The organism is Exiguobacterium sp. H66 (assembly GCF_018618705.1).
Taxonomy (GTDB): Bacteria; Bacillota; Bacilli; order Exiguobacteriales; family Exiguobacteriaceae; genus Exiguobacterium_A; species Exiguobacterium_A oxidotolerans.
Genome location: NZ_JACSMQ010000006.1, coordinates 1 through 26,804, shown reverse-complemented (window position 1 = coordinate 26,804; position 26,804 = coordinate 1). Strand labels below are relative to the sequence as shown.

Annotated in this window: 23 protein-coding genes, 2 rRNA genes and 1 riboswitch; of the genes, 1 reads left to right on the top strand and 24 read right to left on the bottom strand. The window is 49.4% G+C overall.

The features are described 5' to 3' along the window. Positions 1-53: 53 nt before the first annotated feature. Complete coding sequence (locus KNP88_RS10745; RefSeq protein WP_088836288.1) at positions 54-908, bottom strand: MurR/RpiR family transcriptional regulator; 855 nt, start codon at positions 906-908, stop codon at positions 54-56. Between the two features lie 166 nt (positions 909-1,074). Then, the gene (locus KNP88_RS10740) at positions 1,075-2,238 is read right to left on the bottom strand and encodes a CamS family sex pheromone protein (protein WP_251132020.1); all 1,164 of its coding nucleotides are present in this window, start codon (positions 2,236-2,238) and stop codon (positions 1,075-1,077) included. Between the two features lie 149 nt (positions 2,239-2,387). Between KNP88_RS10740 and KNP88_RS10735 the strand changes: the two genes are divergently transcribed. Then, on the top strand, positions 2,388-2,966 hold the full coding sequence (locus tag KNP88_RS10735) for a class D sortase (RefSeq protein WP_214893717.1): 579 nt from the start codon (positions 2,388-2,390) through the stop codon (positions 2,964-2,966). Positions 2,967-3,082: 116 nt separating this feature from the next. On the opposite strand, the gene ligA is transcribed toward KNP88_RS10735, so the two are convergent. The 22 genes from ligA to KNP88_RS10625 all read right to left on the bottom strand — a co-directional run. Continuing rightward, complete coding sequence (gene ligA / locus KNP88_RS10730) at positions 3,083-5,077, bottom strand: NAD-dependent DNA ligase LigA (RefSeq protein ID WP_214766753.1); 1,995 nt, start codon at positions 5,075-5,077, stop codon at positions 3,083-3,085. A gap of 14 nt (positions 5,078-5,091) precedes the next feature. After that, entirely contained in the window at positions 5,092-7,317 is a 2,226-nt protein-coding gene (gene pcrA, locus KNP88_RS10725; RefSeq protein ID WP_088836285.1) for a DNA helicase PcrA, read from the bottom strand. Between the two features lie 43 nt (positions 7,318-7,360). Then, complete coding sequence (pcrB, locus tag KNP88_RS10720; RefSeq protein ID WP_353048787.1) at positions 7,361-8,044, bottom strand: heptaprenylglyceryl phosphate synthase; 684 nt, start codon at positions 8,042-8,044, stop codon at positions 7,361-7,363. A 77-nt stretch (positions 8,045-8,121) separates the two neighbouring features. Further along, positions 8,122-8,346: a hypothetical protein gene (locus KNP88_RS10715; protein ID WP_088836283.1), complete on the bottom strand. Its 225-nt coding sequence runs from the start codon at positions 8,344-8,346 to the stop codon at positions 8,122-8,124. A 12-nt stretch (positions 8,347-8,358) separates the two neighbouring features. Beyond that, complete coding sequence (locus KNP88_RS10710) at positions 8,359-9,738, bottom strand: TrkH family potassium uptake protein (protein WP_088836282.1); 1,380 nt, start codon at positions 9,736-9,738, stop codon at positions 8,359-8,361. A gap of 39 nt (positions 9,739-9,777) precedes the next feature. Next, on the bottom strand, positions 9,778-10,092 hold the full coding sequence (locus KNP88_RS10705; RefSeq protein WP_029332595.1) for a YerC/YecD family TrpR-related protein: 315 nt from the start codon (positions 10,090-10,092) through the stop codon (positions 9,778-9,780). Positions 10,093-10,160: 68 nt separating this feature from the next. Next, complete coding sequence (locus KNP88_RS10700; protein ID WP_214893716.1) at positions 10,161-11,900, bottom strand: adenine deaminase C-terminal domain-containing protein; 1,740 nt, start codon at positions 11,898-11,900, stop codon at positions 10,161-10,163. A 1,102-nt stretch (positions 11,901-13,002) separates the two neighbouring features. After that, positions 13,003-14,256 carry a phosphoribosylamine--glycine ligase gene (purD, locus tag KNP88_RS10695; RefSeq protein WP_214893715.1) on the bottom strand — a complete coding sequence of 418 codons (1,254 nt, stop codon included), beginning with the start codon at positions 14,254-14,256 and terminating at the stop codon, positions 13,003-13,005. Between the two features lie 15 nt (positions 14,257-14,271). Then, a complete protein-coding gene (purH, locus tag KNP88_RS10690; protein ID WP_214893714.1) occupies positions 14,272-15,792 on the bottom strand; it encodes a bifunctional phosphoribosylaminoimidazolecarboxamide formyltransferase/IMP cyclohydrolase in 1,521 nt (506 codons plus the stop codon). Next, the gene (gene purN / locus KNP88_RS10685) at positions 15,789-16,364 is read right to left on the bottom strand and encodes a phosphoribosylglycinamide formyltransferase (RefSeq protein ID WP_214893713.1); all 576 of its coding nucleotides are present in this window, start codon (positions 16,362-16,364) and stop codon (positions 15,789-15,791) included. Before purN ends, purH begins: the two co-directional genes overlap by 4 nt. Further along, entirely contained in the window at positions 16,361-17,395 is a 1,035-nt protein-coding gene (purM, locus tag KNP88_RS10680) for a phosphoribosylformylglycinamidine cyclo-ligase (RefSeq protein ID WP_214893712.1), read from the bottom strand. The genes purN and purM overlap by 4 nt, the downstream gene beginning before the upstream one ends. A gap of 19 nt (positions 17,396-17,414) precedes the next feature. Beyond that, a complete protein-coding gene (purF, locus tag KNP88_RS10675) occupies positions 17,415-18,824 on the bottom strand; it encodes an amidophosphoribosyltransferase (protein ID WP_214893710.1) in 1,410 nt (469 codons plus the stop codon). After that, complete coding sequence (gene purL, locus KNP88_RS10670) at positions 18,800-21,019, bottom strand: phosphoribosylformylglycinamidine synthase subunit PurL (protein WP_214893708.1); 2,220 nt, start codon at positions 21,017-21,019, stop codon at positions 18,800-18,802. The genes purF and purL overlap by 25 nt, the downstream gene beginning before the upstream one ends. After that, positions 21,000-21,683 carry a phosphoribosylformylglycinamidine synthase subunit PurQ gene (gene purQ, locus KNP88_RS10665; RefSeq protein ID WP_029332587.1) on the bottom strand — a complete coding sequence of 228 codons (684 nt, stop codon included), beginning with the start codon at positions 21,681-21,683 and terminating at the stop codon, positions 21,000-21,002. Before purQ ends, purL begins: the two co-directional genes overlap by 20 nt. Beyond that, entirely contained in the window at positions 21,680-21,928 is a 249-nt protein-coding gene (gene purS, locus KNP88_RS10660) for a phosphoribosylformylglycinamidine synthase subunit PurS (protein ID WP_159172781.1), read from the bottom strand. The genes purQ and purS overlap by 4 nt, the downstream gene beginning before the upstream one ends. Beyond that, positions 21,925-22,632: a phosphoribosylaminoimidazolesuccinocarboxamide synthase gene (purC, locus tag KNP88_RS10655; RefSeq protein WP_029332585.1), complete on the bottom strand. Its 708-nt coding sequence runs from the start codon at positions 22,630-22,632 to the stop codon at positions 21,925-21,927. The genes purS and purC overlap by 4 nt, the downstream gene beginning before the upstream one ends. 59 nt (positions 22,633-22,691) lie before the next feature. After that, positions 22,692-23,987 carry an adenylosuccinate lyase gene (gene purB, locus KNP88_RS10650; RefSeq protein ID WP_214893706.1) on the bottom strand — a complete coding sequence of 432 codons (1,296 nt, stop codon included), beginning with the start codon at positions 23,985-23,987 and terminating at the stop codon, positions 22,692-22,694. Continuing rightward, on the bottom strand, positions 23,984-25,087 hold the full coding sequence (purK, locus tag KNP88_RS10645; RefSeq protein WP_214893704.1) for a 5-(carboxyamino)imidazole ribonucleotide synthase: 1,104 nt from the start codon (positions 25,085-25,087) through the stop codon (positions 23,984-23,986). The genes purB and purK overlap by 4 nt, the downstream gene beginning before the upstream one ends. After that, positions 25,084-25,575, bottom strand: a complete 492-nt coding sequence (gene purE, locus KNP88_RS10640) for a 5-(carboxyamino)imidazole ribonucleotide mutase (protein ID WP_088836265.1) — start codon at positions 25,573-25,575, stop codon at positions 25,084-25,086. Before purE ends, purK begins: the two co-directional genes overlap by 4 nt. Before the next feature lie 89 nt (positions 25,576-25,664). Further along, positions 25,665-25,766: riboswitch (purine riboswitch) on the bottom strand. Between the two features lie 439 nt (positions 25,767-26,205). Next, positions 26,206-26,406, bottom strand: a complete 201-nt coding sequence (locus tag KNP88_RS10635) for an NETI motif-containing protein (RefSeq protein WP_029332581.1) — start codon at positions 26,404-26,406, stop codon at positions 26,206-26,208. A gap of 119 nt (positions 26,407-26,525) precedes the next feature. Next, positions 26,526-26,641, bottom strand: a 5S ribosomal RNA gene (gene rrf / locus KNP88_RS10630). 46 nt (positions 26,642-26,687) lie between these two features. Further along, positions 26,688-26,804, bottom strand: a 23S ribosomal RNA gene (locus KNP88_RS10625); the annotation flags it as partial.

The window sequence follows — 26,804 nt, the reverse complement described above, 5'->3', positions numbered from 1 at the left end:
GGAAATAGCTGTTCGATCCGGCTCGCTATCGACTGATCCACTAAGTAGCCCCCTTATTTTTTTCCGTGCAACATCTTTACACTTTCACGTGTGTACTGAAGTCGTTCAATCGTATCCGTATAGTGAATTGCTGCATAAGACAAGAAGAGCACATCAATCGCAAACAATTGTGCCAAGCGCGAACTGAGTGCCGCACTTCGAAGCGGTGCTTCCGGTGCACGCGATGTCCACAATGCGATATCTGCCAGCTGACTGATTCGGTTATCACCAAATCGGGTTAGACTAATCATTTTTAAACCGCGAATTTTTGCCAGTCGCATCAGTTCGACGACTTCTTCTGTTTCCCCGCTGTAAGAAATCGCGAAGAAGACATCATCCGGACTCGCATTTGCAAGGAGTGTCGCTAAAAGATGCTGATCCGATTCTTGAATCGCTAACTTCCCGACGCGCGTCCACTTTTGAGCTGCATCAAGTGCGACGACGTTCGAAGCACCGATTCCATAAAAATAGATAGCACGTGCTTGATCGAGGGCTTTTGTCGCTTCTGCGATTCGGACATCGTTCAATTGTTTGGCTGTATCTTGTAGGGCTTGCATACTGTTACTCAGCGTTTTTTCGATTAAATCTGCTGGACGTTCGTTTTCTTCGATATCGTGATATCCTGTCAAATCCGTTCGTGCCGTATCAGCAGAAATCCGCATCCGCAGTTCCGGATACCCCTTTAGTCCAAGCGCACGACAAAATCGGACGACGGCTGCAGCGCTCGTATTCGATTCTTCTGCCAAATGATGAATCGTCATCCCGGCGATTTCGTTTGCGTGAGATAAAACAAAATCAGCTACTTTTCGTGACGAGGACGGCAACTCCTCGCGTACTGCTTCAATTTGTGAAAAGATACCACCCTTCATTCAATCCGCTCCTTTGACTTGACGTTCTTTTAGAATCCGTTTTCATGTTATACATTTAGTGTACATTTTATGAAACTTAATTTCAAATAATTATTGCATTCAAAAATTTAATCATAATAAAAAGGACCCATGTGCATGGATCCTTCAGCTTACAGGAAAAACTTTATCAACGAATTTTAACGATTGGTTTTTTCGTATCGGGTTCGAGGAATAACATCGCTTCCGTATCTCCGTTTAAGTTCGTGACGGTAATCGTCGTCGGAACATTCCGGTTATACTCCCACCGGTTTTCAAGCAGATACGTCACGTATTGGATGAAGGCGACAAGTTCTGCTTTTCCGTAAAATTGAACCGGGATTTTAATTTCAAGCTTCTTTAATTCACCCTCTTGATAGAATCCTTCACCCATCATCCCCGTGTAGTTCGGGAAGTAGTCTTCGAGCCGGTCCTTGAACAAGTCGAATTTCGCCGCGTCATCACGAACGTCATTCGTTGCTGCTGAAGAAGGATAGTAGTAATACTTCTCATCATAATTTTTCCAGTCATTCGCACTAATTTGGTTCCCGCGACCGATGAAGGCCGATGAAAGGTAGTGACCTGAAACCGGTGAACCCTCTTTCTCTTGTAAATAGAGGGCGACGTGGATCGGTGTCGTCTTCATCCCGTCCGTCTTCCGCATCTTTTGGACGAGTTCGTTTGCCATTTTCTTGCCTTGCTCGATGACTTTTTTCTCATCTAATTTCACAGTATATGTCGGCCCATAGTTTTCATCTTGGAAAACGTACTCACTATTTAAGACTAACGCAATCGATGTCCCACCCAGTTCGAGTTTTTTATCTTCTTCGAGCATGTAGTCTTGTTCTAAGATGTGCGATAAAATCAAAGGAGACTTCTGATTTTTCTCTTTATATGATTTTCCAGTCGTGTACGCCGGGTTTAATCCTTCTGGATCACTCCCACTCGTATCTGCTTTTCCTGTTCGAAGCAACCACGTTGCGATTTGGTCCGCTTCCAGCAGTTGACCTTCTTGGTAATAGTATTTTTCCGGGTCAAAAAACTGTGTTGAATGGCGCATCAGCCCGGTCTCAATCTCATCCAGTTCAAGCCGTGAGCTGACCCGCTTTTGTGTCATCCCGCGGGCGACGCTTGGCCGAAACGGAAGTACCGTTCGATAGTACGAATCGGTCGTATCGATTGCCGGACTGACAACGGCTTGGACTTCTTTACCTTGTTCGCTCTCAGTAATGACTTCTTTCGTATCGCTGTCTTGTGATAGATCCATCGAACAAGCACCTAAAAATAGTGTGCTCGTCAATGTCAATGCTATCATTTTTCTATATCTCATCATCATTGCACCCCATGTTTTAAAATCGTTCTCTTTATCATAACAGAATCGTTTTCAATCGGGGAAGCACTAGTTTTCCCCTACTTTTCAAAAAGCACTGCGTGACTTTTAATCGCGCGAAAGGACAATCTTATATGAAACAACGACAAGTCATCGGGCTCCTTCTCTTATCAGCAGGTATTTTATTCATGCTTTGGCCCATTTGGAGTACCTATCAAAAACAAGCAACAACGACTGATTTAAAGCAACAATGGAAAAAAAGCTTACAAACGGTTGATGCAAAAGAAACGACAAAACCACTGGCGACAAAAGGTGACGGACTCTTAACAATCCCTTCACTTGATTTCGAACAAGTCATCTTAGAAGGAGCTTCGACCGATGTTCTTGATCGCAGTATCGGGCACATCAAAGAAACCGGTGCCCCGGGAAAAGGAAACTATGCTTTAGCAGGACACCGAAGTTTTACGAAAGGACTTCATTTCAACAAGTTACCGCAACTGAAAACAGGAGCCGATGTCATCGTCACCACAAAAGACCATCGTTATACGTACCGCATGGAAAGTTCAAAACTCGTCAAGCCGACGGATCTCTCCGTTCTCGATCAAAACGTCAAACAACCGATGATTACACTCATCACTTGTGATCCACCGGAAACCGCGACAAACCGCTTAATCAAACAAGGTGTGTTGATTAAAACAGAAACACTTGATTGAGTCTAGCACTTCATCTGCTTTCAAACACAAACAAAAATCCGAGTGATTCTTTTCAAAAGAAGAATCGCTCGGATTTTTTTAAGGCGTAGACCCTACTCTGAATCGCTTATTTTAAATCACGCCTCGTGTTGTGCCAATTCTTCCAGCAATCGTGCCTCATCCCAAATCTCAATTCCGAGTGATTCAGCCTTCGTCAACTTCGACCCCGCCTTTTCACCTGCGACTAAGATATCGGTTTTCTTACTCACACTCCCGGTCACGTCTGCACCGAGTACCTCAAGACGCTTTCCAGCTTCCGAACGTTTTAGCGATTCCAGTGTCCCGGTCAAAACAATCGTTTTCCCGGAGAACGGTGCATTCGATTGATCGATCCGTTGACCAAGAAACTGTTGGTTCAGTCCAAGCGCTGCTAAATCCTGAATTAGTGCCTGTGCTTCCGGATGCTCGAAGTACTGCGTAATCGAGTCAGCAATTTTACTGCCGACTCCGTCGATCGCCACAATTTCATCGTAACTTGCTTGCGCGATTCCGGTTAACGTATCAAAACGTTCTGCGAGCAGATACGCTGCTTTTTGACCGACGAGACGAATCCCTAGACCAAAGACGAGGCGTTCGAGTGAATTTTGTTTCGACGCCTCGATTGCCGCCAGTAACTTATCGACTGACGTTTCTCCCATCCGTTCATAGGTCAAGAGTTCGTCACGATCGAGACGATACAAGTCAGCAAGCGTCCGAATTGCTTGATGTTCATACAGTTGACGGACAACTTTTTCACCAAGCCCATCGATGTTCATCGCTTGGCGCGAGACGAAGTGGATGATGCCTTCCGTCAACTGGGCGGGACATTCCGGACTGACGCAGCGCACGTCGACTTCACCTTCGAGGCGGACGAGCTCCGACTGACAAGCAGGACATTGTTTCGGGAATTCAATCGGTTGTTCCGCCCCCGTTCGTTCTGAAACGACGACACTGACGACAGCCGGAATAACGTCCCCCGCTTTTTTAATGATGACTTGATCGTGCAGGCGGATATCTTTTTCCGTGATGAAGTCCGCGTTGTGTAACGTCGCATAACTGACGGTCGAACCGGCAACGACGACGGGTGCGAACCTTGCGCGTGGTGTCACTTTCCCGGTCCGTCCGACACTAAAGTCAACTTCTTCGACGGTCGTCATCACTTCTTCAGCAGCAAATTTATAGGCGGTCGCAAACCGTGGACTCTTCGCCGTAAAACCTAATTCTTCTTGATCGTCATAACGGTCGACCTTGAGCACGATGCCATCGATTTCATACGGCAATGTCGCACGCTCTGCCGTCCAGTACGTGATGAACGCTAAAATATCTTCTACCGTCTGACATGTTTTCATTTCTTTGTTCGTCGGTAAACCGAGCTGTGCCAGTTGTTCCATCGCTTCACTATGAGAGCGCGCCGTCAGTGTATTGACACCGACACCGTAAACGAATAGCGATAAATTGCGTGACGCCGTTATCGACGAGTCGAGTTGCCGTAAGCTGCCGGCTGCGGCATTGCGCGGGTTGGCGAATAATGCTTCTTCGCGTGCCGTCCGTTCCTCGTTTAAGCGCTCGAACGATTGTTTCGGCATGTAGGCTTCGCCGCGAACTTCAACCGTCTCCTGCTCACGCAGACGTAACGGTAACGCCTTAATCGTCCGTAAGTTTTGGGTAATATTTTCACCGACTGTTCCGTCACCCCGTGTCGCCCCACGAACGAGTAGTCCGTCTTCATACTTTAAAGAAATCGCGAGTCCGTCGAACTTCAGCTCCGCGACATATGTCGTTGCACGACCGAGCGACCGTTCAATCCGCTCGACCCATTCCCGGATTTCCGTTTCATCGAAGACGTTGCCAAGTGAGAGCATCGGTAAGTCATGCGTCACCTTTTCGAATGCTTCGAGTGGCGCTGCTCCGACACGTTGGGTCGGAGAATCCGCCGTAATCAGTTCCGGATGGGCCGTTTCCAGTTCAGTCAGTTCCCGTAGCAATTGATCGTACGTGCTATCCGGTACGGTCGGCTGATCTTTTACGTAATATTCATAGCTGTACTGATTTAGTTTTTGGCGCAATGCTTCGATGCGTGCTTGGTCTTCCATTTTGACGCCTCCACTCATACCTTTTTAATTGGTGCGAATTTTGCAAGCAACCGTTTAATCCCGACTGCCGGGAACGCGATATCAATCTCAAGACTATCGCCAGACCCACGTGTTTGGACGACCGTTCCTTGCCCCCACTTACCATGCTCTGCCTTGTCCCCGACATTCCAGCCAAGTGACTCGGCGCCGGATGTTTTCATTGCTGTCGGTTTCGTGACCGAACGACCGATAACAGCTTTCCCTTGCGGAACCGGACGATCTTCCCATGGGAGTGGTTTGGGTTTTTTACCGGTCCGTTCGATAACTTCTTCCGGTAACTCGGCTAAGAAACGCGATTCTTGGTTCGCATTTGTCCGTCCGTATAACGAGCGCATCCGCGCATGCGAGAGATAAAGTCGTTTTTCTGCTCGCGTGATGCCGACGTAGGCCAGGCGGCGTTCTTCTTCCATCTCGTCTTCATCTTGCAGCGAACGGCTGTGCGGGAACAAACCTTCTTCCATTCCAATCAGGAAGACGACCGGGAACTCAAGCCCTTTCGCCGAGTGCAACGTCATCAACGTGACTTGCTCACCTGGATCCGTTTCATCAAGCGAATCAACATCGGCGACGAGTGTCAAGTCGGTCAAGAAGGCAATGATCGTCCGGTCTTCCGGATCTTCTCCTTCTGTCTCCTTCTCGAAGTTTTGCGCGACAGTGATAAACTCGTTGATGTTCTCAAGACGACTTTGTGCTTCAAGCGTCTTGTCTTCCTTTAAGACTTGACGATAGCCTGATTTTTCAAGAACTTCCTCGACGAGCTCCGAGATGCTGATAAATTCCTGCATCTGACGTAACCCCATGATCATCGTCCGGAAATCCGTCAATTTAGCTGCCGTCTTTGGTGCGATATTCGACAATTCGATATCACGGATGGCATCCATCAAGGACACACCCTGAAGATCAGCGAAGTCACGTAATTTATCAATCGTTGTCGCCCCGATTCCACGTTTCGGTTCATTGACGATTCGGGCAAAGGATAAATCCTCGTTCGGGTTCGAAATCAGGCGGAGATAGGCAAGAACGTCTTTGATTTCTTTTCGATCGTAGAACTTTGTTCCGCCAATCATTTTGTACGGTACGTTTGACTTCAGTAACGTTTCCTCGATTGCACGCGATTGAGCGTTCGTCCGGTACAAAATTGCGATGTCGTTAAGCTTCATCCCGTAACGTAGCGAATTGCGAATTTCTTGGACGATGTAAAAGGCCTCTTCCCGCTCGTTTTCCGCCGTATGGATAATCAATTTTTCCCCTTCGAGATTTTCCGTCCAAAGCTTTTTATCTTTTCGTGTACTGTTGTTTTTGATGACATGGTTTGCCGCATCAAGAATTCGTTTGGACGAACGATAGTTTTGTTCGAGCAAGATGACGCGGGCTGTCGGATAATCCTCTTCAAACGACAAGATGTTCGCGATATCCGCACCACGCCAGCGATAAATCGACTGGTCGGAGTCACCGACGACACAGAGGTTTTGATGTGCGGCTGCTAATAAGTTAACGAGATCGTATTGGGCTTTGTTCGTATCTTGATACTCATCGACATGGATGTAACGGAATTTTTTTTGATAAAAGGCGAGTACGTCCGGTGCTTGTTTGAATAACTCTGTTGTCTTCCCGATCAAGTCATCGAAATCGAGCGCATTATTGCGTCGTAAGACGGATTCGTATCCTTTATAAATTTCAGCGACTGTTTTTTCATATGGATTCGTCACGATTGACGCATAGAACTCAGCACTCCGTAATTCATTTTTTTGACTTGAAATAATAGAAAGCATCGACCGTGGATCCCATTTCTTCGGATCAAGGTTCTGTTCTTTCAAGACCAATTTAAGTGCCGACTGCTGATCGCTTGAATCAAGGATTGTAAAGTTCCGGTCGTAACCAAGCTTATCGATATCACGACGTAACATCCGGACACACATCGAGTGGAAGGTCGAGACCCAGATGTCGTTTGCGACCCCGCCGACTAAACGACCGATTCGGTCACGCATTTCCCGTGCGGCTTTATTCGTAAAGGTAATCGCTAAGATGTTCCATGGTGCGACTTGTTTTTCCGCCATCAAATAGGCGACACGATGCGTCAAAACACGTGTCTTCCCTGAACCGGCTCCTGCCATGATCAGCAAGGGACCGTCCGTATGTTTGACCGCTTTCGCCTGCTCCGGATTCAATCCGCTCACGAGCTGTTCACTTAAATTAAACATGTAATAGCCTCATTTCTTTTTTCCGAACTTTTGTTCTTATATTTTATCGTGTTGCTTCTACTGTCGCAAGTGCTGCTTTTAAATCCTCATAAATGATATTTCCGACGACGATCGTATCGGCGTAACGGAACATTTCCCGCGCCCGTTCGGCGGAATCGATTCCGCCCCCGTAAAACAGCCGCGCCTGCCGGACGACGTCCTTGACGGCTGCGACGACTTCCGGATTGCCATAGACGCCGCTGTACTCAAGATAGACGATCGGCAGACGGAACACACTGTCCGCGAGTTGAGCGTAGGCGACGACTTCTTCGTCCTGTAATACTTTTGCTTTTGTGACGTGCGCGACCTTCGCCTCCGGATTCAAGACGATGTAGCCTTCTCCGACCAGGTCGGCATGGGCCAGCATATGCCCGACTTCCTGTAAGGCTTCGACCTGTTTTTCGACCAGATATTCTAGCGTACCACTATTTAAGACGCTCGGAGTCAAATACGTATCAAACCCCATCGTCGCCGCTTCGAGCTCAGAAATTTCAAGTGCGACCGCGACCGGATATCTTCGCAGACGCATCAGTAAATCGAGCGTCGCATCCAGCGTAATATCATCGGTTCCGCCGACGATGATTGCATCTGTTCCAGAAGTCGCGATTGCTGCGAGGGTCGTCTCCTCGATTTCTTTTGCTGGATCTAATTTAAAGACATGCCGCCATTCATCATACGGTAGTAACACGTTCGTCCCATCCTTCCTATCTTGTTCATCTCTAATTAGTATAAAACAAAAACCCATCTCGCGCAGGGCGAGATAGGTCAAGTAGTCGCGCGTCGTTTCGTTAAGAGTGCTGCGAGTCCGAGCGCTAAAAATCCGTAAAGGACGGCGAATGCCCATGGCTCAGCGAGAAAAAAACCGAGCACCGGGACGTCGAGTAACGATGATTCAGGCGAGCAGAGTGCCCGTCCATTGACGATTGCCAGAAATGGCAAGGCCGGAACAGCAAAGATGTAACCAAAATTAATCCAAAATGCACGATTCATGCAATCGTCTCCTTAACCGATAATGACGGATTCCTTCGGATAATTGTATTTTCGTTTTGGCTGATTCGCTTTTAAGAGTAAGACAAACGAGATGACACCGATTCGTCCGATGAACATTAAAATCGATAATGTCCATTTTCCGACATTCGATAACTCACTCGTGATCCCGAGCGATAACCCGGTCGTTCCGAATGCGGAACATGCTTCAAAGAACAGCACAAGGAATGGTGCATCCTCGAACATGAGCAAGACAATCAATCCGATGATCGTCACTCCCGTCGAAACGACAATGACGACGAACGATTTCCAAATGTCCGATTGGTCAATTTCACGTCCGAAAATCTTGATTCCATATTCTCCACGGATGAAGGCGACAACACTAAGTAATGCAACAGCAAACGTCGTTGTCCTGATTCCCCCACCGACGGATGATGGAGAAGCACCGATGAACATTAAAATGGATAAGACGAAGACGGAAGCTTGTGAAAATGTCGTAATATCAACCGTCGTCAATCCACCATTTCGTGTCGTAACCGACTGGAACAGCGCATCGACAATTTTTTCATCAATCGGTAATCCTTTAAAGGACTGGTTCCATTCAAACAGCAACAGACTGCCTGTCCCGAACAGGACGAGGATGAAGAACGTCGAGGCTGTCAGTTTCGTAAATAACGAAAAGTGATACGGTTGTCGTGTCGATTGACGTGTTGCCCGGTAGGCAAAGTATCGTCGCACTTCAACAAGTACAGGGAAACCAATCGCACCGAGTGTCAATAAGACGATTTGCATAAAGACGACAAATAAGTCTCCTCGAAACGGAAGAAGCGACTCTCCTGTGATATCGAACCCCGCGTTCGTCGTCGCACTGACTGAACCGAAGACACCTTGCAACATTGCTTCACCGATCGTCGGAAAGTATTTCGTATAATAAAGGCCTAAAATAAGTGCACCGATCAATTCAATGGAAAGAATGATTAAGATGACTTCACGGATATATTTGACGACCCCTTGCATCGTCGTCTGGTTTTGATCACGAACGACGAGTTGCCGTTCTCGAAAACCGATTCGCTTCCCCAAGATGACCCACATCGCGATATGGAGCGACATCAAGCCAATTCCACTTACCTGCACCAAAATCATGATCATAAAATATCCGAACGTCGTAAACGTATCGGAGACGGAAACGGTCGTCAATCCGGTCACACTGACACAGCTAACCGCCATGAACACCAAGTCTGTAAAATCCCAGTCATAGTCTCCACGGGTCGACCACGGTAGTCCTAATAAAATGATTGCGATGATGACAGCAACGAAATAGATGATGACGAGCGACTGGATCGGCGTCAGTTTTCGAATGAAATGCTGAATCTTTTGTTGAAACGCTAAATCCATCCAGGTTCGTCCTCCTTCATCAAAGCAGCGGATAACCGATTAGTTATCCGCTACTGTTTCTTCTTTCAAACCTAAACGTGCTAACGCTAAATCGTAACCACCAGAGCCATAGTTCAAACAACGTTTCACACGTGAAATCGTCGCCGTCGACGCCCCGGTCGCCTTCTCGATTTTATGATACGTGTTTCCTTCACGTAGTTGACGTGCCACTTCGAGACGTTGCGCAAGCGCTTGAATCTCGTTGACCGTCGCTAAATCTTCAAATAAAGTGTAGCAATCTTCTAATGAATCCATCTTCATGATGGCCGTAAATAATTGGTCGAGTTCTTTCCCTCGTAATTTATCGAGTTGCATCTTGTAACTTCCTTTCCCATTCAATCACTCTTTAATAGTTTAAAGCGCGACGTTTTAAATTTCAAGCATCAGCGTAAAATCGCTGGGAAAAGAACTTTTTTCCGAAGGACTTCATAGATGCCTTGCGGCGTGATGCGGACATACGGTAAGTGCGTCGATGCAAGGAATAATAACGTATAAATCGGATCTTCGAATTGGTACCCCCGTGCGAACAACGCTTCACGCAATGCTGTTTCCTGAACGATTAAGTCTTCGAGCGGTAAATCAGAAGTCTGTCCCATCAACGTCAACGGAATCTCGGCAATCACTTCCCCGTCTTCGACGAGAACAATTCCCCCACCGAATGCTTTCATCCGTTCAAACGCCACCTGCATATCTTGTTTCGATTTCCCGATCATTAAGATATCACCACTGATTGAATAGGAACTGACCATCCCCCCGACGTTCGTCGCAAAGTTTTTCAAAACCGTATTAAGGCGCCATTTCCCTTGCCGATCAAGTAACATTAAAAACGACTCATTGCAATCGGCAGGTAAGACAGGCACACTCGTATCATGTTCAACTTGATACAATTTCATGATGACCGAGTTGATCATCTCAAGACCAACCGGCATGCTGAATGAAAAATCTTGATCCGTCAATGAGACGCTGACTTCAGACTTCTGCATTAATTCCATCGCTTGATCGAGTGCTTCAACGGGGTAGCACGGAATATCGTCGCGCCGGACCCACGTCCCGCGTGCTAGGACATCGACGGGTGTCGGTTGATCGATCGCTTCTAAAATATTTAAGTGGGCAATCCGTCCCGGTGCGATACTTCCCAGGAGATGATCAAGATTAAAGTGACGTGCTGCATTGTACGAGGCAATCCGGTACGCTTCTTCTGCCGGAATTCCCGCAGCAAGCATCAAGCGGACCGTCTCGTCCATCAAACCAGACTTATAGAAGGACGGTGTCGAACCATCTGTCGTCACGAGGACCTTTTCATAATTTTGTAATCCGGCTTCGACAAGTCCTGCAAAAATGTCCGGTAAATCAGGACGAATCGATGAGTAACGAATCGTCGTCGTATATCCTAATTCAAGACGCGTCAATGCTTCCTCGACCGTCATCGCCTCATGGTCACTTGTTACGCCATAAAGTGCCATCTTTGTCAGGGTTTTCGCAGATGCTCCCGGGAAATGCCCTTCAATCGGTTTTCCGAGCTTCATCGCGTCCTGCATCCATTGAAGTAACTCATCATCGCCTTGTGAAAGACGGGGCCATCCTGTCAATTCTCCTGCCTGAATAACTTGGGGATGTTTGAGCCAGGCTTGAATCCGCTTGTTGTCAATCGAGATACTATCTGCATCAAGTTCCGTCTGTGCGTCGAGTCGTGCCCACCAATACATCGATGTCGGAAGATCCGCTAACGCTTCAACTTGTGCAAACGCTTGCTCGACGGGCTCTAACAAAAGGAGCATATTATCATTGACGAGTGTCGTCGTTCCACGCTCCGCAGCAAACTTCGCGAGCGTCGCCGGATTATATAATTGGAAGGGATGGGCATGCGGTTCAATATAACCTGGTACGATGAATTTCCCTGTTGCATCGTAGACCTCGTCCGCCTGGTCCGGCATATCCGGTCCGACATAGATAATCCGGTCTCCGCTAACCCAGATATTCGCCGTCCGCCATGCTTTCAACCCATGATTTAAGTACGTCGCATTTTCAAGTACGAGTGTAGGTGCAAGCTGTCCGCTGATGACCGCTTGGTGACCACGTACTTCAGTTTTCGTCCAAGGGGACCTTCCACAATTCTTTTTCACGAAAGCTCGACCTCCTTTTATTTTCTGAAAACGCTTTCTTATACTTCTTATACTAAAATGTTATCAAAAAAGTTTCAAGGTAATTTCATGTATATCCGACCTATTTCGACAAAATAACACAAAACTGTCAAGGAAGACAATCAACTTTCGCTTGTTCCTTCGGTTGAACGTCTGCTCTTCTCACATTTTTTCCGGTGTTGGACTGTATCGAACCTGATGCTTATCATGTCAGCCGCTCCGCTCCTCTCCTCCTCGAATCGTCTTATGCTTTCCGACATTTCAGGCCGTATGCGAATTAGACAAATTCCTGATGCTTATCATGTCAGCCTCTCCTCTCCTTCTCGAATCGTCTTATGCTTTCCGACATTTCAGGCCGTATGCGAATTAGACAAATTCCTGATGCTCGTCATGTCCGCCGCTCTCTCCTTCTCGAATCGTCTTCTAGCGGCAATCCTTCGCGCCGCTTCGCTACGCTGCAGGGTCGCTCTTGATTGCTTTTCGCTAAGAAGCGATTCAAGTCGGAAGTCGCGTCCTGACACAGCTGTTTTTTAGAACATCATTCAAAAAAACGGCACCCTGACAAAAGTTTCGCTTCTCGTGACTCCTACGGGGAAAAGCGCGGTTCGCGCTGTCAGAGGCAGGCGAGACCCTGCTACTTGTTCGTAGAATCAAGGAGCAACGGCTCGCGCCTCGCCCGAGGAAAGCACGAGAAGGAAGAATCTTTTGTCAAAAACATCCTCTCAAAAAACTATGCTGTTTAAAAAGAGATCTCATTCAAAAAACCGCGTCCTGACAAAAGGTTCGCTTCTCGTGACTCCTACGGGGAATAGCGCGGTTCGCGCTGTCAGAGGCAGGCGAGACCCTGCTACTTGTTCGTAGAATCAAGGAGCAACGGCTCGCGCCTCGCCCCAGGAAAGCACGAGAAGGAAGAATCTTTTTCTCAAAACCAACCTCTCAAAAAACGACATCCCGACACAGCTTTCGCTTCTCGTGACTCTTACAAGGAAAAGCACAAGAAGGAAAAACTTTTTGTCAAAACCCTTCTTTCAAAAAAAAGCCAAGCGAAATCGCTTGGCTTTTTACATAACAGTTATATTCAAATTCATGTTGTCCGAAACGCCTTTTTCGCAATATCCGTCCGGTAAAAGAAACCGGTTTGATCAAACGAAGCTAACCCTTGATAAATATCAGCGACTGCTGCTTCCATCGTCGCGGCTTGACTGACACAGACGAGGACACGCCCGCCTGCTGAAACGAGTGTATCGTCCTTTTCTGTCGTCCCGGCATGAAAGACTAAGACTTTCGAATCGATTGATGTAAGATCAATCGGTTGTCCTGTCTGCGGTCGTTCCGGATACCCGTCTGCCGCGATGACGACACCGACCGTCGCAGCATCGGACCACAGGACTTCAGGTTCCTCACCTGCTGTGAGCGGGATGATGACATCGAGTAAGGGGGTTTCGAGACGCGGTAAGATGACTTCTGTTTCCGGATCCCCGAACCGCGCATTAAACTCGATGACGGACGGCCTGCGGTTCGTCAACATCAGACCCGCGTATAAGAATCCTGTAAAGGGAATCCCTTCGCTTGCCATCTGCTCGACGAGGGGACGCAAGATCCGTGTCATCGCTTCATCCGTGACGGCTTGTTCATCGAATTGAGGCAACGGGCTGTAAGCTCCCATTCCACCGGTATTCGGTCCGGCATCACCATCGAAGGCGCGCTTGTGATCTTGCGACAAGACCATCGGGATGACGGTCTCTTCATGGACGAATGCCATCAAGGAACACTCTTCTCCGACGAGACATTCTTCGATGACGACACTACTTTGGTCACCGAAGTCACCGGCGAAGATGTCTTCAATTGCGCGAACTGCTTCATCAAGCGTCGTCGCCACCGTGACGCCTTTACCTGCTGCGAGACCATCTGCTTTGATGACAATCGGTGCCCCTTGACGGGAGACATACGCTTTCGCTTCTTCTGCCGATGTAAAGACAGCGAATGCTGCCGTCGGAATCCCTGCCCGTTCCATCAATCCTTTGGCGAACTGTTTACTTCCTTCAAGTGCCGCCGCTTCACGCGAAGGACCAAAAATCTTAAGACCCGCTGCTTCGAAGGCATTGACGACACCGAGGACAAGTGGGCCCTCTGGTCCGACAATCGTCCAATCAATCTGTTCGTCTTTAGCAAATTGGACAAGCTCACTGATGGCATCTTCCCGAATCGGGACACATGTGGCTTCCGTCATCCCGACATTTCCCGGCGCGGCATAAATCGTTTTGACTCGTTCATCTTGTGCTAGCTTCCAGACGAGCGCGTGTTCACGCCCGCCTTTTCCGATTACTAATACCTTCATGCAAGTCGCCTCCACTCAGTGTTTGAAATGACGGACATTCGTAAAGATCATCGTGACGCCGTGTTCGTTACACGCATCAATCGACTCTTGGTCACGAATCGACCCACCCGGTTGGATGATTGCCGTAATCCCGGCTGCTGCCGCGGCTTCGACCGTATCGCGCATCGGGAAGAAGGCGTCAGATGCGAGAGATGCACCAATCGCCTTGTCACCGGCTTGCGCGATGGCGATGCTCGCCGACCCGACACGGTTCATCTGCCCTGCCCCGACACCGACCGTCACTTCATCTTTCGCTAAGACAATCGCGTTCGACTTGACGTGTTTGACAGCACGCCATGCGAGCTTCAAGTCTTCCCATTCGGCTGCTGTCGGTTTACGATCCGTGACGACACGTGCTGCTGCATCATCTAATGTCTCATCGTCGCTATCTTGGACAAGCATACCGCCAGCGACGGCTGTATAGCGAATCGCTTGGACACGTTTGACATCCAGTTCAAGCAAACGCAGGTTTTTCTTCGCTGCCAACAGCTCAAACGCTTCTGTCGTAAACGATGGGGCGATGATGATTTCAAGGAAGATGCCACTGAGCTGCTCCGCTGTCGCGAGATCGACTTCACGGTTCAGAGCGACGATGCCGCCAAAGATCGAGACCGGATCTGCTGCATGCGCCCGGCGGAAGGCTTCGTCGATTGTCGGACCGACAGCGACGCCACACGGGTTCATGTGTTTGACGACGACGGCTGCTGCTTCGCGGAACTCATCAAGGATTTCAAGTGCGGCATTGGCATCTTGAATATTGTTGTATGACAATTCTTTTCCGTGCAGTTGGTTCGCTGATGCAAGAGACGCCCCACGATAGATCGGTGTTTTATAAAACGCCGCTTCCTGATGCGGATTTTCTCCATAGCGTAAGTCTTGTACCTTCTCGAGCGTAATCGTTAATTGCTCCGGGAATTTTTCTCCCGTTTGTGTCAAGAAGTAGTCCGCAATCAAGGCGTCGTAGGCTGCCGTATGACGGAAGGCTTTCGCTGCTAATTTTTGGCGTGTTTCAAACGTCGTTCCACCGAGGTTGATTTCTTTGATGATTTCACTGTAGTCTGCTGGATCAACGACAACCGTCACGGCTGCATGGTTTTTCGCAGCAGAGCGAATCATGCTCGGTCCACCGATATCGATGTTTTCAATTGCGTCTGCGTAAGGAACGTCCTCTTTCATAACCGTTTCCTTAAAGGGATACAAATTGACGACAACAAAATCGATTGGTTTGATGTGTTGCTCTGCCATTTGTTCGCGGTGCGTCTCTAAATCACGACGTCCAAGTAAACCTCCATGGACCATTGGATGTAACGTTTTCACACGACCGTCAAGCATCTCCGGGAATTGTGTGACTTCACTGATACCGATGACCGGAAGTCCTGCTGCCTCAAGTGCTTGATGGGTTCCGCCTGTCGATACAAGTTCAATCTCTGCTTCGTGAAAGGCTTGTCCCAGTTCTACGATTCCTGTTTTATCCGATACACTAATTAACGCTCTCATACGTTTGCCCCCTCTTTAATCCACTCTTCGATGACTTGCGGATACAATCTGTGCTCTACTTGCTGAATCGCTTTCTGTAGCGTTTCCCGCGTCATATCCTCAGTGATACGGACCGCTTCCTGTGCCATGATTGGTCCCGTATCCATCCCTTCATCGACTATATGAATTGTAACACCTGTGATTTTAACTCCGCCACGAAATGCTTGCCCGATGGCATCTTTTCCTGGAAATGCCGGGAGCAGCGACGGATGGATGTTGACGATTCGTCCGGCATACCGTGCGAGAAGGACATCACCGACGAGACGCATATATCCGGCTAGGATAATCCGTTCCACGTCTCGCCGCTCTAGTTCCGCAACGATTTCGCGTTCAAAAGACGGTTTATCCGGGTAGTCCTTGGCTGTAAAAACAAACACATCACAGCCGTGTCTTCGTGCCCGCTCGATGACGAGCGCCTCTTTTTGATCGCAGACGACGAGTTCAATCGTCGCCTGTAAACGTCCTGCCTCAATCGCTTCAAATAACGCTTCAACATTACTCCCGCTTCCGGAAGCAAAACAGGCAAGCCTCATTGGTCGACTCCTTTGATGCGAATCCCGTCTTGATCTGTCACAGTCCCGATCGTATAGGCCGTTTCATTTTCGCGCGCCAGGCGTGCCGTCACTTCGGCCACGTGTTCCGGCTTGACGATCATCATGTAGCCGATCCCCATGTTGAAAACGTTATACATCTCGTCACGCGGAATGTTTCTGGCTTGTTCAAGCCAATCGAAGACCGGTAACGTCGGCCATTTTTTCGGATCAAACGTCGCCCCGCAACCTTCCGGGAGGACACGTGGTACGTTTTCATAGAAACCGCCACCCGTGATATGGACCATCGCTTGAATCTTCTCTGTTTCGAGCGCTGCTTTGACAGCTTCGACATAAATCCGTGTCGGCATCAACAAGGCATTGCCGATCGTGTTACCGAGCATCATCAATTCATCTTCATACTGAAGACCACTTTCTTCGACGATTTTCCGGACGAGTGAAAATCCGTTCGAGTGAACCCCTGACGACGCGAGCCCTAAAATGACATCACCGGGTGTAACGCCTTCACCAGTAATCAATTTCTGTTTTTCGACGGCACCGACGGCAAAGCCGGCAATATCATACTCACCGTCTGCATACATCCCCGGCATCTCTGCCGTCTCGCCGCCGATTAACGTACAGCCCGACTGGACACAGCCTTCGGCGACACCGGCGACAATCCGTTCGATTTTCGACGGAATGGCTTTACCGAGTGCGATGTAGTCAAGGAAATAAAGGGGTTCTGCGCCTTGAACGATGATGTCGTTGACACACATCGCGACACAATCAATCCCAATCGTATCGTGTTGGTCGAGGGCGAAGGCAAGTTTTAACTTCGTTCCGACGCCATCTGTCCCGCTGACGAGCACCGGTTCTTTTAAATTCAATTGACTGAGGTCGAACATTGCACCGAAACTTCCGAGTCCCGTCATGACTTCCTTCCGCATCGAACGGGCGACGTGTTTTTTCATCCGGGATACGGATTCGTACCCTGCGGTCAGGCTAACACCTGCTGCTTCGTATTGTTTACTCATGCTTTGTTCCCCCATCTATTCAAAGTTTGGCTTCTAGTTCAAGTGCACCGATCGGTGTCGGATATTCGCCTGTGAAGCAGGCCGTACATTGTCCTTTCAGTGGACCATCGAACGGACGGTCAATCGCATTGACCATTCCGTTGACTGTCAGAAACTCCAGTGAGTCAGCACCGATTTCTTGGCAAATCTCACTGGGGGTCAGGCGGGCGGAAATCAGTTCGTCTTTTGACGACGTATCGATGCCGTAATAACACGGATTCGTGATCGGCGGCGCCGTGATGCGGACATGAACTTCCGTTGCCCCGGCTTCGCGTAACAGTCCAACGATGCGGCGGCTTGTCGTCCCACGCACGATGGAATCATCAACTATGATGACCCGTTTGCCGTTGACGACACCCCGTAGTGCCGACAGTTTCATTTTAACGCCGCGTTCCCGTAATTCTTGCGACGGCTGAATGAACGTCCGTCCGACGTAACGGTTTTTAATCAATCCCATCTCGTAGGGAATCCCGCTCGCTTCCGCATAACCAATCGCAGCGGAGATACTTGAATCCGGAACACCTGTGACGACATCTGCCTCGACCGGTGCTTCTTCGAACATTTTTTTCCCGAGCGCTTTTCGTGCCGTGTGGACATTGACCCCATCAATCATCGAATCGGGACGGGAAAAGTAGATGTATTCCATCGAACACATCGCCCGCTCATGCGGTTCCATATACTGCCGTGAGGACATGCCGGACGTCGTGATCGTCACGAGCTCTCCCGGCTCGATGTCACGAATGAACTCGGCCCCGACGATATCAAAAGCACACGTTTCCGATGAAAAGACGATGCCGCCATCTGGTGTTTTCCCGAGTGATAACGGGCGCAGACCATGTGGATCGACGGCGACGTACAACGTATCTTCCGTTAAAAATAAGAAGGCGAACGCACCGACAAGCCGCGCCAAACTATCGGCAATCCGGTCTTCGAGTGTCGGTAATTTACTCCGTTTGACGAGGTGGGCGACGACTTCCGTATCGCTTGTCGTCTGGAAAATCGCCCCTTCCGCCTCAAGTAAATGTTTTAACGAATCGGCATTGACGAGATTCCCGTTATGGGCAAGTGCCAAGTCACCCGTCCGTGATTTAAAGTGAAGCGGTTGTGTGTTCTCGAGCGTGTTGCCACCAGCTGTCGAGTAACGGACGTGTCCGATCGCATGCTGTCCGGCTAACGAATCGAGTGTCGCTTGTGAAAAAACTTCCGTCACAAGTCCTTGTCCCCGGTGTGGAAGAAGCAGGTTGCCGTCGCTCGCGACGATTCCTGCGCCCTCCTGCCCCCGGTGTTGCAGACTGTGGAGACCATAATAAGCAAGTTGTGCCGCTTCCGGTTGTCCGAAAATCCCGAATACCCCACACTCTTCATTTAATCCTTTGATGTCATATAACACGCGATCGCCCCTTCCCAGTCGGCTTGCAGTGTTGAACGTGTTGCTTCGATGAGTGTGTCCGTTGTCTGGATTTGAATCGAATCCTCTGCTGTGACGTGACCTAGTTTTTCAGCACCTGTCTGTTCGACGAAGGCTGCCTCGTGCTCCGGCTTCACCGATACGACGAACCGGGATTGTGATTCACTGAAGAGATGTAACGCCGGTCCTTCAAATGTCACGTCGAGACCGAGCGTCGTTCCGAATGTCATTTCTGCCAAGGCGACGGCGAGTCCACCTTCCGCGACATCATGGATGGCTGTGACGAGCCCTGCCTGAACGGCTGTTTGTAAGGCACGTAAACGGGTTTGTTCGACGTTCAAATCGATGCGTGGTGCTTTCCCGAATGATTTTTCGAATTGCATGTATTGGAGTTCACTGCCGCCGAACTCCGGTAACGTCTCACCGAGCACGTAGATTGCGTCGCCTGCTTGCTTGACGTGTTGTGTCGTGATCCAGTCGGTCTTGTCATGTAACCCGACCATTCCGACGACCGGCGTCGGGTGGACGGCTTTGCCGGCTGATTCATTGTAGAGCGAAACGTTTCCGCCGATGACCGGTGTCTCGAGCACGCGGCAGGCTTCAGCCATCCCGGCCGTCGCTTGTTCGAGTTGCCAGAAGCCTTCCGGTTTATCCGGATTCCCGAAATTGAGGCAATCCGTGATCGCGAGTGGTGTTGCACCGCTTGCGACGATGTTGCGCGCGGCTTCGGCGACGGCGATCTGACCACCGACGAACGGATCGAGGTAAACAAAACGGCTGTTACAGTCTGTCGTCATCGCGAGTGCTTTGTTCGTGCCACGAACACGGATGACGGCTGCATCGGAACCCGGTGCAACGACGGTTGACGTTTGAACCATATGATCGTACTGATCGTAGACCCAACGTTTTGACGCGATTGTCGGTTGTTTGAGCAGGGCACGCCATGTTTCGACGGCATCCTCGACGACCGGCAACGTCTCTTCCATTGCCTGGAACTCTTCATAATAAGCCGGAACGCGCGATGGTTTTTGATAGACCGGTGCTTCTTCCGCAAGGGCATCGACCGGTACTTCAGCGACGATCGTTCCGTGCTGGACAAGGCGAAGGACTTTTTCTTCGATGACTTCGCCGACATGAACGGCATGTAAGCCCCATTTGCTGACAATCGCTTCGATTTCCGCCTCCCGTCCGCGCTCGACGACGAGCAACATCCGTTCCTGTGACTCCGATAACATCATTTCGTAAGCGGTCATGCCTGTTTCGCGTTGCGGCACATCATCAAGGTGCATTTCAATCCCCATGCCGGCTTTCGACGCCATCTCGGCTGACGACGAGGTCAGTCCGGCAGCGCCCATGTCCTGCATCCCGACGAGTGCCGGATGGCCGACGATTTCGAGACAGGCTTCAATCAATAACTTCTCCATGAAGGGGTCACCGACTTGAACGGCCGGACGTTTTGCTTCCGTATCCTCCCCGAGATCCTCTGAAGCGAAGGTCGCACCGTGGATGCCGTCACGTCCTGTTGCCGCACCGACGTACATGACCGAGTTCCCGGCACCTTTCGCAAGACCTTTTTGAATATCTTCGTGGTTGATCAAGCCGATGCACATCGCATTGACGAGCGGGTTTCCTTCATACGAACGGTCGAAACCGACTTCTCCGCCGACCGTCGGGATTCCGACGCAGTTGCCGTATCCGGCAATCCCGGCGACGACTTGTTCAAACAACTGATTGACGCGTGGTGTCCCGAGATGCTCGAAACGAAGCGAGTTCATTAACGCGACAGGACGGGCTCCCATTGAAAAGATATCGCGGATGATCCCACCGACACCCGTTGCTGCCCCTTGGTAGGGTTCGACGGCTGACGGATGATTATGACTTTCGATCTTAAAGACGACCGCTTGATTATCACCGATATCGACGACACCTGCGCCTTCACCCGGTCCTTGCAAGACGCGAGGACCGGTCGTCGGAAACTGGCGTAAGACCGGTTTTGATGTTTTGTACGAACAGTGTTCTGACCACATAACGGAGAAGAGTCCTGTTTCCGTGTAGTTCGGTTGACGACCGAGTAAGTCGACGACCATCTGGTACTCCGCGTCGCTAAGTCCCATCGTCGCATAAATCCGTTGCTCCTGAATTTGCTCAATCGTTGGTTCAGACTGTTGTTTTAACATGGTGGGCCCCCTGTTTGACGAGTGAAGTGAATAACTTAAGTCCATCTGTTCCGCCTGTCAGCATCTCGACAGCACGCTCCGGGTGTGGCATCATCCCGAGCACATTTCCTGCTTTATTCGTAATCCCCGCGATATCGCCGCGTGATCCGTTTGGATTGTCGACGTATGTGAAGGCAATCTGTTGATTCGTCTGCAACATCGCGTACGTGGCGTCGTCACAGTAGTAGTTTCCTTCCCCGTGGGCGATCGGAATCGAAATCGTTTCGCCCGGTGCATAATCTGATGTGAAACGTGTCTGGTGATTTTCGACCTTCAATTCGACCGTCCGGCACATGAACTTCAGTCCGGTATTGCGGTGCAAGACACCCGGGAGAAGACCCGCTTCGACAAGGATTTGGAAGCCGTTACAGACACCAAGAACGGTTTTCCCTTCTGCTGCAAATCGTTTCACTTCCTCCATGATTGGTGAAAACTGGGCGATTGCGCCGCAGCGGAGATAATCCCCATATGAGAAACCGCCCGGAAGCAGGACACCATCATATCCTTCAAGTGACGTTTCGGTATGGAAGACATAGTCCGCTTCCTCACCGAGCGCATCCTTAACGGCGTGGTACATATCTAAATCACAGTTCGATCCTGGAAAGACGATGACCGCGAACTTCATGCCGTCGTCACCTCTTCTACTTCAAAACGATAGTCTTCCATCACCGTGTTGACGAGGAGCTTTTGGCACATGTCATGAATCATCGTGTCCGTCGTTTCATCCGAGACAAGCAGTTCGATTCGTTTTCCGATCCGGACTTCTTCGACACCCGTAAAACCGAGTTGTGCAAGACCACCTTTGACAGCGACTCCTTGTGGATCTAAAATGCTTTCCCGTAATGCGATCGATACGATGACTTTTTTCATTGTGTGTTTCCCCCTAGGCGATTGAATAGTGTTTGGTACGTGTCGATGAGTGATCCGATGTTGCGACGGAAGACATCTTTATCGAGGTGCTCTCCCGTTTCCTTATCCCACAGACGGCATGTGTCCGGTGAAATTTCGTCAGCCAGCAGAATCTCGCCTGTCGGTGTTTTGCCGTATTCCAGTTTGAAATCGACGAGCGTGATTCCCTTTTCGTCAAAGTACGGACGTAAGACGGCATTGACGCGGTTCGCTTCTTGTTCAAGTAAATCGAGCTCTTCCGTAGTCGCAATCTTCAGTAAATTGATGTGTGCACGGGTGACGAGCGGATCGCCTAAGCTGTCATCTTTATAGTAAAACTCAACGATTGGTGTTTCGAGCACCGTTCCTTCTTCAATCCCAAGCCGTTTGCTGAGGCTTCCGGCGACGACATTGCGGACGACGACTTCGAGTGGAATGATGGTGACACGGCGTACGAGCTGTTCGCGCTCGGAAATGCGTTCAATGAAATGGGTCGGAATGTCGGCCGCTTCAAGTACTTCAAAGAAGTGACTCGTCAAGCGGTTGTTCAGTTCACCTTTACCTGCGAACTCTGCTTTTTTCTCTCCATTAAATGCTGTCGCTTCGTCCTTGTAGACGATGCGGAGCACGTCCTGCTCCTGCGTCGTGTATAATCGTTTGGCCTTACCTTCATAAAGTGGTTGCATTGCTTTCGTCCCCCAGGATCCTAAGATGTAGACGGGGACAATGCCCCGTCTCAGGTTGATTAGTTCAAGCCACACCGTTCAAAAATTTCATCGACCCGGCTCGTATGATACGTTGGATCAAAACAAGCATCGAGTTCTGCTTCTGTAAAGAGTTGTTGAATCTCTTGTTCCTGCCATAACAAATCACGGAACATGATTTGTTCTTCCCATGCTTGCATCGCCCGTGGTTGGACGAAGTCGTACGCGGCTTCACGCGACCAGCCTTTTTCAATCAAAGCGAGTAAGACGTGTCCGGAGAAGATGACACCGTACGTCCGGTCCATGTTGCGTTTCATGTTTTCCGGGAAGACCGTCAAGTTTTTGACGATGTTACCGAACCGGTTCAACATGTAGTTGAGTAAACCGGTTGCGTCCGGCAGAATGATCCGTTCCGCAGATGAATGGGAAATGTCCCGTTCGTGCCAAAGCGAGACGTTTTCGTAAGCCGTCACCATGTGTCCACGAATGACCCGGGCAAGCCCTGTCATGTTTTCTGAACCGATCGGGTTACGTTTATGTGGCATCGCGGATGATCCCTTTTGACCTTTCGCGAAGAATTCTTCGACTTCCCGTGTTTCGGTTTTTTGAAGACCACGAATTTCCGTCGCCATCTTCTCAATCGATGTCGCGATTAACGCGATGGTCGACATGTAATGGGCATGACGATCACGCTGTAACGTCTGCGTCGAGACCGGCGCCGGTTTCGTCCCAAGCTTCTCACAGACATATTTTTCGATGAACGGGTCGATGTTCGCAAACGTTCCGACCGCACCTGACATTTTTCCGTATTCGACGGTCTCACGTGCAGCGTCGAAGCGGACTTTGTTCCGTTTCATCTCTTCGTACCAGAGGGCAAGCTTCAGACCGAATGTCGTCGGTTCGGCATGGACACCGTGTGTCCGTCCCATCATGACCGTGTATTTATGTTCGTTCGCTTTGACTTTCAAAATTTCGATGAAGCGGTCAAGATCCGCTGCGAGAATATCGTTTGCTTGCTTCAAGAGATACGAGAGTGCCGTATCGACGACATCCGTTGACGTCAGTCCGTAATGGACCCATTTGCGTTCTTCACCAAGCGTCTCCGATACAGCGCGTGTAAAGGCGATGACGTCATGGCGTGTCTCTTGTTCGATTTCATTGATGCGGTTCACATCAAACGAAGCATTGTCCCAAAGGAGCTTTACGTCTTCTTTTGGAATGACACCAAGCTCGCTCCACGCTTCACAGGCTAAGATTTCGACTTTTAACCAAGCCTCAAATTTATTCTTTTCTGTCCAAATCGCTTTCATCTCAGGTCGTGTATACCGTTCGATCATCTAACCGTCTCCTTCCAGATTTGCAGGCGCTCGACTTCGGATAATGCTTCTTCGACTGAATCCGCTAAGATGTTCAAATGCCCCATCTTCCGTCCTGTCTTCGCTTCCTGCTTTCCATATAAGTGAACTTTCGTCCGTGCCGATAATGTATGTTGTTCCTCGGATAATGCTGTGACATGTTGACCTAGGATGTTCGCCATGACGACCGGTGTCGTCAGGCGGGTATCACCGAGCGGGAGCCCACAGATGGCACGGATGTGCTGTTCAAACTGTGACGTCTCACACGCATCGATGGAATAATGCCCCGAGTTATGTGGGCGTGGCGCCAGTTCATTGACGATGATTTCTGAACCGACGACAAAGAGTTCGATGGCGAGCGTCCCAATCAAGCCGACTGCTTCGGCAATGTTCGTTGCCAAATCAATTGCCTGTTGTGACAGCTCATTTGAAATGCGGGCCGGAACGATCGACAGATGGAGTATGTTATCCCGGTGAATGTTTTCGCTGACTGGAAAGACACGCGTTTCCCGTTCGCTCCGTGTGACGATGACGGAGATTTCTTGATCGAACGGCAACCATTTTTCAGCGACGTATTCGGTCGGTTCGAACGTTTCAATGGCACCTGCTAAATCAGCTGTTGTCCGAATGACCGTCTGCCCTTTTCCGTCATAACCGAAGCGAGCCGTCTTCAGGACGAAGGGTAATCCTAACCGTTCGCCTGCTTCTTTCAAGTCTGCAACGGTATGGACAGCATGATACGGTGCGACCTGATAACCATGTCGTTCAATCATCTCTTTTTCCCGAATCCGGTGTTGCGTCTGAAACAACAACTCTGTCCCGTGGACCAACTTATCACCGATTGCCATCGCGACTTCGTGCGAGATGTTCTCAAATTCGTATGTGACGACATCCGATTCTTGCGCTAGACGCTTTGCTGCTTCGACGTCCGTAAAGTCTGCGACAATTTGTTGATCCGTGATTTGCGCGCAAGGTGCATTTTCCGTCGGATCCAGTGTCAGGAGTTCGTATCCCATTTCGCGTGCCGATAATGCCATCATCCGTCCGAGCTGACCGCCACCTAAGATGCCAATCTTCGTCATGTCAGATGCACCTCGGAAGCGATGACTTGTCCTTCTAGTTCAACGCGCATATGGTCGAGTGCTCTCGCAATCCGCTCGTCCACTGTTCCAAGAATTTGTGCTGCCAGTAATCCGGCGTTCTTTGCACCCGCCTCACCGATCGCAACCGTAGCGACAGGCACACCACCCGGCATCTGGACGATCGAGAGTAAGGAATCGATGCCTTGAAGAGCTTTGCTTTTAATCGGAACCCCGATGACGGGGAGTGTTGTTTTGGCTGCCACCATTCCTGGCAAGTGGGCTGCCCCACCCGCTCCTGCAACAATGACCTTCAGTCCTCGTTCGCGCGCTGTTTCTGCGTAACGGAACATTAAGTCCGGTGTTCGGTGGGCCGAGACCACTTTCTTTTCGTACCGAATGTTCAGCTGATCGAGTACATCACATGTCGCTTTCATTGTTGACCAGTCAGACTGGCTTCCCATAATAACGCCAATTTCCACATTACTCATCTTCGTCTCCTCCTTTTTGCATAAAAAAAGCCCAAACCACGACTAAAAGGGTGGCTTAGGGTATAAAAAGGTACGCCAAAGAACGATCGACGAACATCCATATACCCCATAGTCCAACGATTTAGGGTCGTCGGGTAGAAACTTGCAAGCCATATCCCTGCTATTATACGAGGTGTTATATTCAATCTTCCTATCACGCCTTCATCTTAACAAGACAAGGAAGCATCCGTCAACCAAAGGCGAACAATTTAATTATCTGAAAATTTATTGTTCGTCTTTATACACAATTAGCTCATGTATTTTTTAATTGCATTCGGAATTTTTAATATTGGTTTTACAAAAAAGGCAAAGTATCACGGTTACGTGAACTTCACCTTAGCCTGTAGTCAAAAATGTAGTTTGCTGAACTGGGATGATTGACGTTGCACGGCCTGACTCACAAGTTGCTTCACTCTATTTGAGGGAGGAACGGTTCATCTTTGTAAGCAAAAACGCCGATGACCCCGTTTTTCATACGGATTCATCGGCGTTTTCTATACCTGTTCTTCTCGATCGTGACGTCCTGATACATATCCTGAGCTACGCACCTCTGTCAGAGACAAATAGTCCGGAGGCGCGCATGTAAAGGAATCAGTCAGATTCTGTTTTCGCTTTACAGTCAAAAATGATCTGTTGGCGAATCGGATACGGTTCTTCATTCGCATCTAATCCAAAAATCGGTTCTTCACGTCGAACAGTCGGACGATAACCCATGGCATCAATCCGATCGAGGCAGTCGCTGATTGTTTCATTCTCTTCAACAGCCACTCGAAGTTTTTGTTTTTTTGCCATGTGTGTCACGTTCCTTCCCTATTATATAAGTCATGCATCTTTGAAAAAATCATCAAGATACAAAAAAAAGTCCATAAAAAAGCGGCGGCCCTTGAGCGTATGCTCCAGAACCACCGTTTGCCTGGCAACGTCCTATCCTCACAGGGGGAAGCCCCCAACTACTTTCGGCGTTCAAGTGCTTAACTTCCGTGTTCGGCATGGGAACGGGTGTGACCACTTGGCTATCGTCACCAGACGACGGGCTCGCGCCCTCAAAACTGAAGTCATCAACAATCATCTGCTAGAACAAGGCCTCGACCGATTAGTATCACTCAGCTCCGCATGTCACCATGCTTCCACCCGTGACCTATCTACCTCATCGTCTCTGAGGGGTCTTTCTTGATTACTCAAAGGGAAAT

Coding starts and splice junctions, on each gene's coding strand:
- purC (WP_029332585.1), bottom strand. CDS start 22,632: ATGCAACCACTTTATGAAGGTAAGGCCAAACGATTATACACGACGCAG.
- purL (WP_214893708.1), bottom strand. CDS start 21,019: ATGTTAAAACAACAGTCTGAACCAACGATTGAGCAAATTCAGGAGCAA.
- purK (WP_214893704.1), bottom strand. CDS start 25,087: ATGACGAAGATTGGCATCTTAGGTGGCGGTCAGCTCGGACGGATGATG.
- purS (WP_159172781.1), bottom strand. CDS start 21,928: ATGAAAAAAGTCATCGTATCGATCGCATTACGGGAAAGCATTTTAGAT.
- purD (WP_214893715.1), bottom strand. CDS start 14,256: ATGAAGGTATTAGTAATCGGAAAAGGCGGGCGTGAACACGCGCTCGTC.
- KNP88_RS10745 (WP_088836288.1), bottom strand. CDS start 908: ATGAAGGGTGGTATCTTTTCACAAATTGAAGCAGTACGCGAGGAGTTG.
- KNP88_RS10715 (WP_088836283.1), bottom strand. CDS start 8,346: ATGAATCGTGCATTTTGGATTAATTTTGGTTACATCTTTGCTGTTCCG.
- purH (WP_214893714.1), bottom strand. CDS start 15,792: ATGAGAGCGTTAATTAGTGTATCGGATAAAACAGGAATCGTAGAACTG.
- KNP88_RS10635 (WP_029332581.1), bottom strand. CDS start 26,406: ATGGCAAAAAAACAAAAACTTCGAGTGGCTGTTGAAGAGAATGAAACA.
- ligA (WP_214766753.1), bottom strand. CDS start 5,077: ATGGAAGACCAAGCACGCATCGAAGCATTGCGCCAAAAACTAAATCAG.
- KNP88_RS10710 (WP_088836282.1), bottom strand. CDS start 9,738: ATGGATTTAGCGTTTCAACAAAAGATTCAGCATTTCATTCGAAAACTG.
- purQ (WP_029332587.1), bottom strand. CDS start 21,683: ATGAAGTTCGCGGTCATCGTCTTTCCAGGATCGAACTGTGATTTAGAT.
- KNP88_RS10705 (WP_029332595.1), bottom strand. CDS start 10,092: ATGCAACTCGATAAATTACGAGGGAAAGAACTCGACCAATTATTTACG.
- purM (WP_214893712.1), bottom strand. CDS start 17,395: ATGAGTAAACAATACGAAGCAGCAGGTGTTAGCCTGACCGCAGGGTAC.
- purB (WP_214893706.1), bottom strand. CDS start 23,987: ATGATCGAACGGTATACACGACCTGAGATGAAAGCGATTTGGACAGAA.
- purE (WP_088836265.1), bottom strand. CDS start 25,575: ATGAGTAATGTGGAAATTGGCGTTATTATGGGAAGCCAGTCTGACTGG.
- KNP88_RS10735 (WP_214893717.1), top strand. CDS start 2,388: ATGAAACAACGACAAGTCATCGGGCTCCTTCTCTTATCAGCAGGTATT.
- purN (WP_214893713.1), bottom strand. CDS start 16,364: ATGAGGCTTGCCTGTTTTGCTTCCGGAAGCGGGAGTAATGTTGAAGCG.
- pcrA (WP_088836285.1), bottom strand. CDS start 7,317: ATGTTTAATTTAAGTGAACAGCTCGTGAGCGGATTGAATCCGGAGCAG.
- KNP88_RS10740 (WP_251132020.1), bottom strand. CDS start 2,238: ATGATAGCATTGACATTGACGAGCACACTATTTTTAGGTGCTTGTTCG.